The 14183-nt window shown below is 64.2% G+C and carries 12 protein-coding genes; 9 read left to right on the top strand and 3 right to left on the bottom strand.

Going from position 1 to position 14183, the window contains the following annotated elements; translation table 11 throughout:
- Positions 1-60: 60 nt before the first annotated feature.
- The gene (locus tag AC522E_RS15990; RefSeq protein WP_500747248.1) at positions 61-780 is read left to right on the top strand and encodes an aspartate/glutamate racemase family protein; all 720 of its coding nucleotides are present in this window, start codon (positions 61-63) and stop codon (positions 778-780) included.
- Positions 781-801: 21 nt separating this feature from the next.
- Here AC522E_RS15990 and AC522E_RS15985 read toward each other — a convergent pair whose 3' ends face one another.
- The gene (locus AC522E_RS15985; RefSeq protein ID WP_500747247.1) at positions 802-4311 is read right to left on the bottom strand and encodes a PAS domain-containing hybrid sensor histidine kinase/response regulator; all 3510 of its coding nucleotides are present in this window, start codon (positions 4309-4311) and stop codon (positions 802-804) included.
- An 84-nt stretch (positions 4312-4395) separates the two neighbouring features.
- Positions 4396-5307 carry a LysR family transcriptional regulator gene (locus AC522E_RS15980; protein ID WP_500747246.1) on the bottom strand — a complete coding sequence of 304 codons (912 nt, stop codon included), beginning with the start codon at positions 5305-5307 and terminating at the stop codon, positions 4396-4398.
- A gap of 105 nt (positions 5308-5412) precedes the next feature.
- Between AC522E_RS15980 and AC522E_RS15975 the strand changes: the two genes are divergently transcribed.
- The 5 genes from AC522E_RS15975 (at position 5413) to AC522E_RS15955 (ending at position 9334) form a co-directional block, all read left to right on the top strand.
- Entirely contained in the window at positions 5413-5850 is a 438-nt protein-coding gene (locus tag AC522E_RS15975) for a DoxX family protein (protein ID WP_500747245.1), read from the top strand.
- 10 nt (positions 5851-5860) lie between these two features.
- The gene (locus tag AC522E_RS15970; RefSeq protein ID WP_500747244.1) at positions 5861-6388 is read left to right on the top strand and encodes a VOC family protein; all 528 of its coding nucleotides are present in this window, start codon (positions 5861-5863) and stop codon (positions 6386-6388) included.
- 53 nt (positions 6389-6441) lie between these two features.
- Entirely contained in the window at positions 6442-6876 is a 435-nt protein-coding gene (mscL, locus tag AC522E_RS15965) for a large conductance mechanosensitive channel protein MscL (RefSeq protein ID WP_500747243.1), read from the top strand.
- Between the two features lie 110 nt (positions 6877-6986).
- A complete protein-coding gene (locus AC522E_RS15960; RefSeq protein WP_500747242.1) occupies positions 6987-8189 on the top strand; it encodes a pyridoxal phosphate-dependent aminotransferase in 1203 nt (400 codons plus the stop codon).
- Positions 8190-8284: 95 nt separating this feature from the next.
- Positions 8285-9334, top strand: coding sequence for an AbrB family transcriptional regulator (locus AC522E_RS15955; RefSeq protein WP_500747241.1), 1050 nt, complete (start codon positions 8285-8287; stop codon positions 9332-9334).
- Between the two features lie 9 nt (positions 9335-9343).
- On the opposite strand, the gene AC522E_RS15950 is transcribed toward AC522E_RS15955, so the two are convergent.
- A complete protein-coding gene (locus AC522E_RS15950) occupies positions 9344-10213 on the bottom strand; it encodes a MurR/RpiR family transcriptional regulator (protein ID WP_500747240.1) in 870 nt (289 codons plus the stop codon).
- Positions 10214-10345: 132 nt separating this feature from the next.
- On the opposite strand from AC522E_RS15950, the gene AC522E_RS15945 reads away from it, so the two are divergent.
- The 3 genes from AC522E_RS15945 to AC522E_RS15935 all read left to right on the top strand — a co-directional run bounded on the left by AC522E_RS15945 (position 10346) and on the right by AC522E_RS15935 (position 14173).
- Positions 10346-11128: an N-formylglutamate amidohydrolase gene (locus tag AC522E_RS15945; protein ID WP_500747239.1), complete on the top strand. Its 783-nt coding sequence runs from the start codon at positions 10346-10348 to the stop codon at positions 11126-11128.
- A gap of 63 nt (positions 11129-11191) precedes the next feature.
- Positions 11192-12724 carry an amino acid permease gene (locus tag AC522E_RS15940; protein ID WP_500747238.1) on the top strand — a complete coding sequence of 511 codons (1533 nt, stop codon included), beginning with the start codon at positions 11192-11194 and terminating at the stop codon, positions 12722-12724.
- Between the two features lie 57 nt (positions 12725-12781).
- Entirely contained in the window at positions 12782-14173 is a 1392-nt protein-coding gene (locus tag AC522E_RS15935; protein ID WP_500747237.1) for a glutamine synthetase family protein, read from the top strand.
- Positions 14174-14183 lie beyond the last annotated feature (10 nt).

Raw genomic sequence — 14183 nt, 5'->3', positions numbered from 1 at the left:
CGCCGGTCGAGGTTCCTTCCTCCCGGCGGTCCGTTGCCGTATCGAGGCCAGCAGGGAGAGATGACTGTGCAACAGAAGGCAACCGTCGGCCTCATCGGTGGCATGAGCTGGGAGAGTTCTGCCGAGTATTATCGCATCATCAACAGGGAGATGCAGAGGCGGCTTGGAGGCGTGCACTCTGCGCGCAGCTTGATGTGGTCCGTTGATTTCGGCGAGATCGAGAAGCTTCAGCACAGCGGAGAATGGGTCGAGCTTGCAGAGACCATGAAGGACGCTGCCGTCAGGCTCGAGCGCGGCGGGGCCGACTTCATCGTCCTCTGCACCAATACGATGCACCGCATGGCGGACGCCATCTCGGCATCGGTCGGCATCCCCCTTCTCCACATAGCGGACCCGACAGCCCGGCAGATCCGCAGGGCCGGCTTCGAGCGCGTCGGTCTTCTCGGCACGGCATTCACGATGGAGCAGGACTTCTACAAAGGGCGCTTGCAGAGCCAGTACGGCCTGACCGTCCTCGTACCCGAGACCGAGGACCGGCGTGTCGTGCACGACATCATCTACAAGGAACTGGTCATAGGCCTAATCCGGCCTGAATCCAGGGACGCCTATAGAGGGATCATGAACCGCTTGGTCGAAAGGGGGGCGGAGGCGATCATCCTCGGATGTACCGAGATCATGCTGCTTGTCGCGACCGAAGACAGCCCGGTCCCGCTATACGATACGACCACCCTTCATGCTCTTGCCGCAGTCGATTATGCCCTGGGTGGAGATGCGATCTGAAGAGCCCTCAGGAGCGCCGGATCACTCCGCCGCCGCGCGCGTGGCGCGCCATTGCGTGAGCAGAGCGCGCAGGGCTGCCGGTTTTACCGGCTTGTTGAGTACGTGCACATGCATGGCCGCCGCCGCATCGCGCACCGCCGGCGTCCGGTCCGCCGTCACCAGGATGGCGGGCGTATCGACCTGAGTCTTCCAGCGAAGGACCTTGATCAGGTCGAGGCCGTCGCCGTGATCCAGGTGATAATCGGCAACAATGACGTCCGGATTGGTCTTCTGTGCCCTGATGATCGCCTGCGCCCCGTCCAGCCCGGAAGCTGTCCAGACTTCGCAACCCCAGTTCGTGAGCAGAAGCCGCATTCCTTCCAGGATCGCCGGCTCGTTGTCGATAACGAGTACGCAGAGGCCCGACAGGGCTGTCACGGGGGCCGCGGGGGCCTCGGGAGCCGAGCGGGTGGCCGGCAGGGCCGCGACGACCGGAACCTCGACCCGGAACACAGAGCCGCGTCCGGCTTCTGACTTCAGCGAGATGGGGTGGGACAGGACGCGGCCGATGCGCTCCACGATGGACAGGCCGAGCCCAAGTCCCCGCGCGACCTTGGCGCCTTGGTCGAGGCGCTGGAATTCCCGGAAGACGATCCGCTGTTTCGAGGGCGGGATGCCGAGCCCGGTATCCCAGATCTCGATGATGAGATGGGCGCCGCGGCGACGTCCGCCGACCAGAACGCGTCCGCCGGGCGTGTACTTGATGGCATTCGAGATCAGGTTCTGAAGCAGGCGGCGGAGCAGGCGGCGGTCCGAGCGGACCGTGAGGGTCGACGGAACGAAGCTGAGGGTCAGCCCCCTTTCACGGGCGATGGGATCGAATTCCCGCTGGAGCTGCCGGAACATCTCGTCGATGCGGAAGCTCGACCATTGCGGTTTCATGGCACCGGTGTCGAGGCGCGACATGTCGAGAAGGGCCGTCAGGATCTCCTCGACCGCATCGAGGGACGCGTCGATGTTCTCGGCCAATGTGACGTCGCCAGCGTCGCGGTCACGCTCGACGAGCGAGGTCGCGTAGAGACGGGCGGCATTGAGGGGCTGGAGAATGTCGTGCGAGGCGGCCGCCAGGAAGCGCGTCTTCGAAATATTGGCCTCGTCCGCTTCTGCCTTGGCCTGGGTGAGAGCCTCGTTGAGGCGCGTAAGCTCCTCCGTGCGCTCCCGGACGCGCTGTTCCAGGGTCTCGTTCGCGCGGCGGCTCTCTTCCTCCGCCGCAACCGTATCTGTGATGTCCGTGTAGGTGGTGACGACACCTCCGTCCGGCAGCGGGTTCGAGCGGATCTCGATGACCTTGCCGGACGGATAGAGTTTGAGGCGGACCGGCTCCAGATCGTGCAGGAAGGAATGGATCCGGGCATCGACCAGGGATTCGAGTGTGCCCGGTCCATAGGACCCGCGGTCGGCGTTGAACCGGACAATGCTATCCATCCCAACCCCGATACGCACAAGGTTGGGGGGCAGGTCATAGAGGTCGACGAAGGCCTGGTTCCATGCCAGGAGCCTCAGGTCGCGGTCGAGGACGGTGATGCCCTGCTTCGCATAATTGATGGCGTGCTGGAGCAGGTCGCGGCTGTGCTGAATCGCGGCCGAGGCATCGTCGAGAAGCTTCAGCGCCGCCTTTGTCGAAACCGTCCGGCGGCGCAGGACGAGGGACAGCGCCAGCCGTGAGGATGCAGTACCGATCGCCGACGCGAGAAGGTGCTCGGCGTAGCGCAGCAGGTGGATGTCGGCCTCGGCCCGCAATTCGAGCACCTGGCCGCGGCTATGGGCAAAGCCCTCGAAGGACCGGCTCGTACGCTCGTCGCCTAGATACCGCGCCACCGTGGCCCGCAATTCCTCCACCGTGACGCTCGGCCGGAACAGGCGGAAGCTCGGTGCGGCCGAGGTGTCGTTTTCGCCGACGAAGACATGCGCCTGGATCCGCTCCATGGCCGTCACCGGGCGCCAGAGCGAGAAGCCGATATAGGCGATGATGTTGAGCGTGAGGCTCCAGACCACCCCGTGGGTCAGTTGCGGCAGGTCGACTCCGAAGAGGGCCGTGGGCTTGAGGGCGACGATGCCGAAGGGACCCGTCACGACCACGTCGGACCAGAAGACCCCGTCCCAGACCAGGCTCGGCAGGAGCAGGGTATAGGCCCAGGTCACGAAGCCGACGGTGAGGCCCACGCTGGCACCGAGCGCTGTGCCGCGCGACCAGATCAGCCCACCGAGGAAGGCCGGCGCGATCTGTGCGATGGCTGCGAAGGACAGCAGGCCGATCGCTGCCAGGGCCGCTTCGCCCGATGCCCGGTAATAGACATAGGCGAGCAGGATCACCACGACGATGGAGATGCGGCGCATCGCAAGCACGACGCTGCCAAGATCGACCCCCGCGAATGCGCGCCGGCGCAGCACGATGGGCATGATGAGATGGTTCGAAATCATCACGGCCACAGCCACGGAATCGACGATGACCATGGCGGTCGCAGCGGAAAAGCCCCCGAGAAAGGCGATGATGGCGAGCTTTCCGGCCCCATTGAACAGGGGCAGCGCGAGAACGGTCATGTCACGATCGACCGTGCCCTCGGGAAAGATCGCGAGGCCGGCCAATGCAATGGGGATGACGAAGATATTGATGGCGACCAGATAGACCGGGAACAGCCAGGCCGCGCGCTTCACATCCTCGATCGCGCGATTTTCCACCACCGTCATGTGGAACTGTCGCGGCAGAAGCAGGGCCGCGCAGCTCGACAGCAGAATGAGGGTGATGAAGCTGCCGAACCCGGAGGTCCGCCCGAGCAGGCTGGTGCTGACGCCCTGCTCGTGAAGGCGTGCGACAATCCCCTCATAGCCATCGAACATGATGAACGTCACATAGCCGCCGACCAGGAGAAAGGCGGCGAGCTTCACCACGGACTCGAGGGAGATCGCCATCATCAGCCCATCCTGGTGCTCGGTGGCGTCCGTATGGCGCGTGCCGAAGGCGACGGCGAAACCGGCGAGAACCAGCGCGACGGCCAGGGCGAGGTCCCCGAAGATCGGGACGCTCTGCGGCGTGAAGCCGTTTGCTGCCGTGAGGAAGACGTCCAGGGAGGACGATACGGCCTTCAGCTGCAGGGCGATGTAGGGGATCGATCCGACCACTGCGATGATGCTGACCAAGGCGGCGACCCGTTCACTCTTGCCGTAGCGGGCAGCGACGAAATCGGCGATCGAGGAGATGTTCTGTGTCTTGGCGATCCGCACGATGCGGGCGACGAGAAGGTGCCCGAGGCCGATGACGAGGACCGGACCGATATAGATGGTCAGGAAGTCGAGCCCCGAATGACTTGCGAGGCCCACCGAGCCGAAGAAGGTCCAGGAGGTGCAATAAACGCCGAGCGACAGGGCTGCGATGGTCGAGCGTGCGCGCCCCTGGACGATCCGACGTCCCCCGTTGTCGCCCCAATAGGCGACGGTGAAGAGAAGGCAGAGATAGACCAGGGCCGATAGGATTACCGCCCAGCTGGCGACCATGTCAGGGATCCTCGCGAGAACCAGTGCAAGATTTACCCGTTTGGAGTCAGGATTGCCACCGCTCCCGCCAGGTCGAGCCTCGCCTCAAAGGTCGCGGTCCCAGCGCGGCACCGCGAAGTGGTCGGCAAGGAATTCCACGATGGCCCGTACCTTGGCCGGGGCCTGACGGCCGGACGGCAAAACCGCATGGACGGCGAGCTCATAGGTCGGCTGATCGGGCAGCACGCGCACCAGATCGCCATTGCGGAGGCTCTCGCCCACCAGGAAGGTCGGCTGGTAGATCAGGCCCTGACCGGCTATTGCCGCAGCCACCAGGGCATCACCGTTGTTGGCACGGAGATTGCCGCTGACCGGCACAGCGACATCGCCGTCGCGTCCAAAAGCCCAACGGTCGTGACTGATCGTGCCCGACAGGGTGTAGCCCAGACAATTGTGTCGTGACAGGTCCTCAAGTGTTTTCGGCGTGCCGTGCTCTGCGAGATACGACGGGGCGGCACAGGCGACGATGCGGCAGGGGGCAAGCTTCCGGACAACGAGGCGCGAATCCTTCAGTCGGCCGATCCGGATGGCCAGATCCCAACCCTCCTCGATCAGATCCACGAAACGGTCGGCGAGGCCGAGGTCGACCGACACAGCCGGATACAGCCGGCTGAATTCCGCCAGGGCCGGAGCGATTTCGCGAAAGCCGAAGGTGACGGGAGCGTTGAGGCGCAGGGTTCCCCTCGGCTCGATTCTGTCGAGACCGGCCGAAGCCTCAGCCTCCTCAATCTCCGCGAGGATGCGTTCGACGGCCGCCAGATAGCTCCGGCCGCCCTGGGTCAGGACTAGCCTGCGGGTCGAGCGGTTCAGGAGCTTGACGCCCAAACGCTCCTCAAGAGACGCAATGTGCTTCGTCACCATGGTCTGAGACAGGTCCATGGACCGGGCTGCAGCGGAGAAGCTGCCCAGGGTCGCAACGCGTTGGAACGCCTGCATGCTGGTGACACGGTCAAGCAAGATCTTATCTCACTCTCAGGGTGTGAAGTGATATTCTGGCATGGACATTATCATATCCTCGGTTTGAGCTCATATGGAAGAGACCCAATCCTCGGAGATTTCGCCATGATCGATACCCGTACAGCTCCCTATGCTGCCCTGATCCTACGCGTTGCGCTGGGAATCCTGTTTCTTGCCCATGCCGGCCTGAAGGTCTTCGTCTTCACGCCGGCCGGTGCAGCGCAGTTCTTCGGCAGCCTCGGCCTCCCGCCCGCTTTGGCCTATCTGACGATCCTCGTCGAGGTCGCCGGCGGCCTTGCGCTCATTGTCGGTTTCTATGCCCGTATTGCCGCGCTCATTCTGATCCCCATCCTGCTCGGCTCGATTGTCACGGTCCACGGATCCGCCGGCTTCTTCTTCACCAATCCGAACGGCGGTTGGGAATATCCGGCATTCTGGGCCGTCGGGCTCCTGGCTCAGGCTCTCATGGGTGACGGCGCGTTCGCGCTCAAGGCTACGCCGGTCAACGACGCTTCGGGCGCTCTTCGCCCCCGTTCAGCATAAGGCAGGAACGATGAATACGATCACGAATCCCGCATCTGCAGAGACCTCCGGCGCGCAGCCCATCCATCCCGGCACCCGGATCGGCCATGTGCATCTAAAGGTCGCCGACCTCGATCGCGCTCTCGGCTTCTACCGCGATGTCCTCGGCTTCGAGCTGACGCAGCGCTACGGTGCACAGGCCGCTTTCCTCTCGGCTGGCGGCTATCACCACCATATCGGGCTCAACACCTGGGAGAGCGCAGGCGGTCATCCGCCACCTCCGGGCACGACGGGCCTTTATCATGTGGCGATCCTCTACCCGACCCGGGAAGCCCTCGCCGATGCACTCCGCCGGCTCGCAGAAGCAGGCATTCCGCTGGACGGTGCGAGCGATCACGGTGTCAGCGAAGCGCTCTACCTGAGAGATCCCGACGGTAACGGCGTCGAGCTCTACTGGGACCGTCCGGAAGAGCAGTGGCCGAGGGCCCCGGACGGGGAACTCCAGATGGTCACCCGCCGCCTTGACCTGCACGGTCTGCTTGCACTTGTAAAGCCTTGACGAATTTACCCAGACCTCCAGCTTAAGCTTATGGCGGGCGGAGGTCTGGGACCATGTGGCAGGAATTCAAGCAGTTTGCGTTGCGCGGAAACGTGGTCGATCTGGCGATCGGCGTCATCATCGGCGCGGCCTTTGGACGGATCGTCGAGTCCCTCGTCGGGGATATCTTCATGCCGATTATCGGCGCCATCAGCGGCGGCCTCGACTTTTCCAACTATTTCATCCCCCTCTCGAGCGGAGTTACGGCGCCCTCGCTTCCGGAAGCCAGGGCGCAGGGCGCAGTTCTGGCCTGGGGCAACTTCATCACCGTCGCGATCAATTTCGCGATCATCGCCTTCATCCTCTTCATTGTCGTCAAAGGCATCAACAAGATGAAGCGGCAAGCGGATGCCAAGGCCGAAGCGGCCAAGAAGGCCCCCGAGCTTCCGGCGGACGTGAAGCTCCTGGGCGAAATCCGCGATCTCCTGAAGGACAGGCGGGTCGTCTGATCCATCACTCAATCCCACCGCATCTGCGGCTTGTTGTGATCGATCGGCTTTGAGGCTTGCCTTGGCACGACGAAAGGGCCATCCCTGTTCGCCTTGCCAGGGAGTTGTCCATGAACGCGTCCGTCCCCGTTCCGTCGCTCTTCAAGCTCCGCCCGGAGGCGGAGCAGGCGCCGACGAGCGGGATCGTCGATGTCTTCAACTATGGGCGAAACCGCGAAGGCCTGATTCCCCTCTGGGTTGGGGAGGGCGACCTGCCGACGCCGTCGTTCATTTGCGATGCGGCGACCCGCTCGCTCGCGGCCGGGGAAACCTTCTACACCTATCAGCGTGGCATTCCGGAGCTGCGCCAAGCCCTCGCGCGCTATCATGAGCGCGTCTATGGGCAGGCGGCCGACCCGGAGCGCTTCTTCGTGACCTCCGGCGGCATGCCGGCCATGCAGATCGCCATGCGCATGGTGTCGGGTCCGGGCGACGAGGTGCTGATTCCGACGCCCGCCTGGCCGAACTTCGCCGGTGCCATCACCGTGGCGGGCGCCAAGCCGGTCGGCGTGCCGATGGTGTTCGGGCAAAACGGCTGGAATCTCGATTTCGAGCGGATCGAGAAGGCGGTGACGCCGCAGACCCGGGCTATTCTGATCAATTCACCCGCCAATCCGACCGGCTGGACCGCGACGCCTTCGGACCTGCGTGCCGTGCTCGATCTGGCGCGCAGGCACGGCCTCTGGATCATCGCCGATGAGATTTACGGCCGGTTCATCCATGATCCAGCCCTGGCGGTCGATGGCCGTGCGCCATCGTTCAGGGACATCATGGCGCTGGACGACCGAATCCTCTTTATCCAGACCTTTTCCAAGAACTGGGCCATGACAGGCTGGCGGCTCGGCTGGCTCGAAGCGCCGCCCGCCCTGGGCCAGGTCATCGAAAACCTGGTCCAGTACCAGACCTCGGGGACGCCGGTCTTCATCCAGCGGGGCGGCCTCGCGGCCCTGGAACTGGGAGAGGAATTCGTTGCGCACCAGATCGCCCGCGCCCGGGCGGGCCGTGAGATCGTCGGTCATCTGGCGGAAAGCGGTCTGATAGACCTCCCAGCGCCGAGCGGGGCTTTCTATGCCTTTCTCAAGGTGAAGAGCGCCCGATCCTCAACGGACATTGCGATCCGCCTCATCGAGGAGGCGAATGTGGGCCTCGCGCCGGGTTCAGCCTTCGGCGAGGCGGGGGAGGGCTACCTGCGTCTCTGCTATGCCCGCAAGGCCTCCGATCTCCAGGAAGCCGTCCGGCGCATCAGTGCGGCCCTCCCGAAAATTGTCGCCTGAGGGGCCCTGCATGGCAAGCCTGCGCCACCGGCATTGACCTCGGTCCCGTCCACGTCCATTGACGATCGAGGGCTGCTTCGGCCCGATCTCCTGTCATGCGCGCCGTTTTTGCCCATATCGTTCAGATCCTGATCGCCGGTCTCGGGGGACTGACCCTTGATGCCGCCGGTGTTCCCGCGGCCTGGCTGTCCGGTTCCGCCCTCGCCGTCGTCCTGTGGGGATGGGCCGGCCGCGCGCTGCCCATGCCTCGCCCCATGGCGGATGCAGCGATGCTGATTTCCGGCGCGTCCATGGGAGCGGCGGTCACACCGGCGGCCATTGCCGCCATGGCGCGGTATCCATCGAGCCTGGTCCTTCTCGTCATTGCCGTTCTCGCCATCTCGAGCGCGTCGGCCTTCTGGCTCACCCGCGTGTCGGGTTGGCGTCGGGACGATGCCGTGCTGGCCTCCGTACCCGGCGCCCTGTCGACGGTTCTCGCCATCGCCGTCGACCGGAACGCGGCCGTGGCGTCGATTGCGATCGTGCAGAATCTGAGGCTCTTCGTGCTGATCGCGCTCCTGCCGAGCGTGGTGGTCTTCAGCGGCGGCGGCGGCTCCGCGGGCGCGCTGATCGGCCAGGGGCTTCCCGTCCAGAGTGCCGGCGGTATGGCGTTCATCCTCGTCGGCGGCCTCCTGGTCGGCATGGTCTTCAAGCAGCTGAAGGTTGCCGCCCCCATCCTGCTCGGCGCGACGCTGGTGAGTACGGTGAGCCACGGCGCGGAATGGGTCACCGGAGTCATCCCGCCCGTCATCACGACCGGGGGGCTCGTGCTGATCGGCATGTTCATCGCCGAGCGCTTCCGCGACGTGCGGCGTTCGACCTTGCGCAAGTCCCTCGTGGCGGCGCTCGGGTCGTTCGCCATCGGCATGGCAGTTGCGACGGCCTTTGCGATTCTGGCCGCCTGGCTGGCCGGGGTCAGTTTCGCCAACGGCCTCATCGCGTTCGCGCCAGGCGGCCTGGAGGCCATGACCGTGCTGGCGCTGATCCTCGGGCTCGATCCGCTCTATGTCGGCATCCACCATCTCGTCCGATTCCTCGGCATCGGTCTGGTGGTGCCGTTCGTGGTCGCGTGGCTGCAGAGAGGCGATCCGCCGAAGGCGAGATGAGGCCCCAGGCTACTTCTGATCGCGCAGGCGCTCGACCGCCTCCATGCGCGGCTTTGCGGTCTTCCAAAGGCGACGCGTGACAGCTCCGACGAGTGCTTCCGCAAGGAGCATCAGGCCGACGGAAGAGTCCCAGTTCGATGGCGCGACGATAGGGGCCGGCAGGACATGGCGGGCGACCCGGGCGATGGGCGAGAGCCACGGATCGGTGAGAAGAACGACCGCTGCTCCCTGTTTTGCGGCCGTCTCGCTCAACGCGATCACATCTTCCTGGTAGCGGCGGATGTCGAACACCACGAGCACGTCCTTGCGGCCGATCTCGATCATCCGGTCGCGCCAGAGGGCGGGCTGCCCTTCGATGTAGTCCACCTGGCTCCGCACGATGCGGAAATGGCTTTCCGCGTAGCGGGCCAGAGCCCCCGTAAAACGACCGCCCGTGAAATGAATATGTCGGCGCGGGTCGCTCAGCAGGGCGACGACGGCTTCGAATTCGGCCGGAGCGATGTTCTCGACGGTCGCCTTCAGGTTGCCCATGACCGCGTCGGCAAAGGAAGTCAGGGCCGGGGCGCCGTGGCCGATCCCGCTTGGACCCGCCTTCGCAAGCGGGGAGAGGAGGCGCGCCTCCAGTTCTCCCCGCAGATGCTTCTGGAAATCCGGGAATCCATTGAAGCCCAACCGCGTGACGAAGCGCAGAACCGAAGGCGCCGAGATCCCCGCGCGGGCGGCGAACTCCGCCACCGTCTCCAGCCCGGCAAAGGGATAGTGGCTCAGCAGGACGTGGGCGGCGCGCTTCTCACTTGGCGTAAACGTCTCGATTTCATGACGAATCCGGTCCGCCAGGCTCGGCGGAATGCCTGAATGTATTGTACTTTCGTTGCGCATGCCGACCTGTCCACAGCTCCGTTCTTGACGGTTGACAAAAGCTGTACCAGAAATTCCAAAACGGCAAGAACGCACAGGGACGTATCAAGCGTTCAATTCAGATCATCTCGCCTTTGGCGAGCGGAGGGCCGCATGGTGCATGCGAGACGGATCACGGCCGACCACGGCGGGCAGGGCGAAGGCGCTGTCGCGGCCATCGAGAATGCGGAAGGCCAGTCGCCCGTCATCCTGATCTGCGAGCATGCGTCCAACCATCTCCCGGAGCGCTATGGAACTTTGGGTCTCGGGCTGGTGGAGCGCGAGAGCCATATCGCCTGGGATCCAGGCGCTCTCGGCGTCGCGCGGCACCTGGCGCGCAGCCTCGATGCGCCGTTGATCCATGCCACGGTCTCCCGCCTGGTCCTCGACCTCAACCGGGACCCGTCGGCTCCCGACTCCATCACGGCCCTGAGCGAGAATACCCCGATTCCTGGGAATGCGGGCCTGTTGCCCGTGGAGCGCGCCCGGCGCGTCAGCGAGGTCTACGAGGCGTTTCATCACACCGTCGACACCTATGTGGAAGCACGCAGGGCGGCCGGCGCCGTCACGGCGATCGTCTCCATTCATTCCTTCACGCCGACATATCGCGGCGTCCCGCGTCCCTGGCCGATCGGTCTCATCTTCGACAAGGACGAGCGTCTGGCGCGCAGCGTCGAAGCCGGCCTCAAGCGGGACGATGGGCTGAATGTCGGCATGAACCAGCCTTACAGCCCGGCCGACCGGGTGTTTCATACTCTCGAACGCCACGCGGAGAGACGCGGCTTGGCGCCTCTCATGATCGAGATCCGCAACGACCTGATCCGCACGGAAGACGGACAGGCGTCGTGGGCGAGCCGTCTTGCACCCTTGATGAGGGAGGGCGTGCGGACGCTGTGACGACGGCCATGGCGCGAGGTGTGCCGTGGCTCAGAGGCAGGCTTATTCTTGGAGGAAGAGTCTATGTCAGTCGGTCAAGGGAGTACGGGGGCCCAAGCTCCAGCCGGGACGCAAGCGTCGGCCGGCATTACCTATACCACAGTCGATGAGAGCTATTTCGAGGCAAGGCGGCTCAAGCGCTACGCACGCGTCTGGTCGCTCTGGGCGCTCGGCGTCGGCGCGGTGATCTCAGGTCACTATTCGGGGTGGAATCTCGGATTGGCGCAGGGCTTCGGCTCGATGTTCTTCGCCACCATCGTGATCGCCGTCATGTATCTCGGCCTCACCTTCTCACTGGCCGAGATGTCGCCGGCCCTGCCCCATACGGGTGGCGCCTATTCCTTCGCCCGGACGTCCATGGGTCCGTGGGCGGGCTACATCACCGGCATCGCCGAGAACATCGAGTTCGTGCTGACGCCGGCGGTGATCGTGTTTTTCATCGGGTCCTATCTGTCGGCAATCTTCGGAACGTCGCCGGAGTTCCAGCCCGTCTACTGGATCCTGTCCTATGCCTTGTTCGTGGGGCTCAACATTGTCGGCGTCGAGCTGTCCTTCAAGGTCACGGTCACGGTCACGCTGCTGGCGCTGGCCGTGCTCGTCGCGTTCTATCTGTCCGTGCTGTTCTCCGGCCAGCTCGACTTTTCGCGCTGGGCGTTGAATGTCGGTCCGGACGGTGCCGAATTGCCGAACGGGAACGGGCCTTTCCTGCCCTTCGGCATCGGCGGCATCTTCGCGGCGCTTCCCTTTGCCGTATGGCTCTTTCTCGCCATCGAGCAGCTGCCCCTGGCGGCCGAGGAATCGCACGATCCTCAGCGTGACATGCCCAAGGGCATCATCGCGGGCATCATGACGCTCATCGTCTCCGCGTTCCTCGTGACATTCCTGAACACGAGCATCGCGCCGGGCGCCGCCGGACTTGCGAAATCGGGCGAGCCTCTGCTCGACGGATTTCGCACCCTCTTCGGCTCCGACATCGCGAAAATCCTGGCTGCGCTGGCAGTCATCGGCCTCATCGCGTCGTTCCACACGATCATCTTCGCCTTCGGACGACAGATCTACTCCCTGTCGCGTGCCGGCTACTTCCCGAGCTTTCTGTCCATCACGCACGGCAACCGCAAGACGCCGCACGTGGCATTGATCGCAGGGGCTGTCCTCGGTCTCTTGGTGATGATGATCATCTGGTTCTCCGTGGGAGCGGAAGCCGGCGCCAACGTCATCGGCGGAACATTGCTGAACATGGCTGTGGCCGGGGCCATGCTGGCCTATTTCATGCAGGGCATGTCGTATATCACCCTGAAGAAGAAGTTCCCCCTGATCCATCGGCCCTACAAGAGCCCGTTCGGAGTTGCGGGCGCGGCAATCTGCATGATCATCGCTGCGGTGACGCTCTACTTCCAGTTCACCGATCCCGTGTTCCAGAAGGGGGTCCTCGGCGTGGCGATCTACTATGCCGTGATGATGGCCTATTTCCTGCTTCACGGCCGCCATAAGCTCATACTCTCGCCCGAAGAGGAATTCGCCCTCACCAAGGGCGAGAGCGAATACAAGACCCATTGATCGTTCGGGAGCGCATTCGTGCGCTCCCCCTTTCCCAATTCTCGTCAGGTTTTGTGCATGAACGCCCCCACGCCCCGCATGGAAACACCCCGGATCAGGACAGCGGCCGAGGCCGCCGCCTATGTGCGCAGCCGCGATCTTCCCTTCGTGAAGATTGGTCTCGTCGATGTCGACGGCATCATGCGCGGGAAGTACATGGCGCGGGACAAGTTCGAATCGGCGCTCGAAAAGGGCTTCGGCTTCTGCGACGTGGTGCTCGGTTGGGATTCGAACGACCAGCTCTACGACAACACGACCCTGACCGGCTGGCACACGGCCTATCCGGACGCGACGGCCCGGATCCTGCCGGACACGATGCGGTTGATTCCCTTCGAAAACGATCTGCCGTTCTTCCTCGCGGAGTTCGACGGCTATGCGGAAGCCGCCTGCCCGCGGGGGACCTTACGCCGCGTGCTCGACAGGGCAAAGGATATGGGCTTCGCGGTCTCGGCTGCGGCCGAGTTCGAGTTCTTCCTGTTCGAGGAGACGCCGCATTCGATCCGCGAGAAGAATTTCCGCGATCTGAGGACCATCACGCCAGGCTTCTTCGGCTACTCCGTCCTGCGCTCGGGCGTCCATTCGGAATTCTACCACGACCTCCTGGATATGGCGGCGAAAATGGATTTCGAGATCGAGGGTCTTCACACCGAGACGGGCCCGGGCGTGCTTGAGGCCGCGATCCGCGTCGACGACGCATTGCGGGCCGCCGACAAGGCCGCCCTGTTCAAGACCTACACCAAGATTCTCGCCCAGCGCCGAGGCTGGATGGCAACCTTCATGGCCAAGTGGTCGCGGGATTGGCCGGGTCAGTCCGGCCATCTCCACGCATCCCTGCGGGATCTCAAGTCCGGCAAAGGCGCCTTCTACGACGCGGCGAAACCGCACGGCATGTCCGACACGATGCGTTGGTTCGTGGGCGGCCAGCAGCAATTGATGCCCGAGGTCCTGGCCATGGTCTCGTGCACGGTGAATAGCTATACGCGGCTGATTCCAGGCTTCTGGGCGCCGACGGATGCGGCCTGGGGCGTGGAGAACCGCACCACGGCCCTGCGTGTCATCCCGGGCTCCGAAAAGTCGCAGCGCGTCGAATACCGGGTCGCGGCGGCCGATATCAATCCCTACATCGCGCTTGCCGCGGCGATCGGCTCCGGCCTGTGGGGGATCGAGAACAGGATCGAGCCTGGCGATCCCATCCAGGGCAATGCCTACGCGGTGAAGCACCCGAAGAAGCGGGCTCTGCCGCGTTCGCTCGGGGAGGCGGCGGAACGCCTCAGGGCCTCGAAGCCCGCCCGCCAGCTTTTCGGCGACACCTTTGTTGACCATTACGCAGCGACGCGCGAATGGGAGGAAAGGGAAGCCAGGAAGGCCATTACGGACTGGCAGCTCGCCCGTTATTTCGAGATCATCTAAAAGCAAGATC

It is taken from the genome of Microvirga sp. BF8 (genome assembly GCF_059888585.1).
This window is presented reverse-complemented; position numbering and strand designations above follow the sequence as displayed.

Excerpts from the sequence above, each read along its gene's own strand:
- AC522E_RS15985 (WP_500747247.1), bottom strand. The coding sequence starts at position 4,311 with ATGGTCGCCAGCTGGGCGGTAATCCTATCGGCCCTGGTCTATCTCTGC.
- AC522E_RS15970 (WP_500747244.1), top strand. The coding sequence starts at position 5,861 with ATGAATACGATCACGAATCCCGCATCTGCAGAGACCTCCGGCGCGCAG.
- AC522E_RS15955 (WP_500747241.1), top strand. The coding sequence starts at position 8,285 with ATGCGCGCCGTTTTTGCCCATATCGTTCAGATCCTGATCGCCGGTCTC.
- AC522E_RS15945 (WP_500747239.1), top strand. The coding sequence starts at position 10,346 with ATGGTGCATGCGAGACGGATCACGGCCGACCACGGCGGGCAGGGCGAA.
- AC522E_RS15935 (WP_500747237.1), top strand. The coding sequence starts at position 12,782 with ATGAACGCCCCCACGCCCCGCATGGAAACACCCCGGATCAGGACAGCG.
- mscL (WP_500747243.1), top strand. The coding sequence starts at position 6,442 with ATGTGGCAGGAATTCAAGCAGTTTGCGTTGCGCGGAAACGTGGTCGAT.
- AC522E_RS15990 (WP_500747248.1), top strand. The coding sequence starts at position 61 with ATGACTGTGCAACAGAAGGCAACCGTCGGCCTCATCGGTGGCATGAGC.
- AC522E_RS15975 (WP_500747245.1), top strand. The coding sequence starts at position 5,413 with ATGATCGATACCCGTACAGCTCCCTATGCTGCCCTGATCCTACGCGTT.
- AC522E_RS15950 (WP_500747240.1), bottom strand. The coding sequence starts at position 10,213 with ATGCGCAACGAAAGTACAATACATTCAGGCATTCCGCCGAGCCTGGCG.
- AC522E_RS15940 (WP_500747238.1), top strand. The coding sequence starts at position 11,192 with ATGTCAGTCGGTCAAGGGAGTACGGGGGCCCAAGCTCCAGCCGGGACG.
- AC522E_RS15960 (WP_500747242.1), top strand. The coding sequence starts at position 6,987 with ATGAACGCGTCCGTCCCCGTTCCGTCGCTCTTCAAGCTCCGCCCGGAG.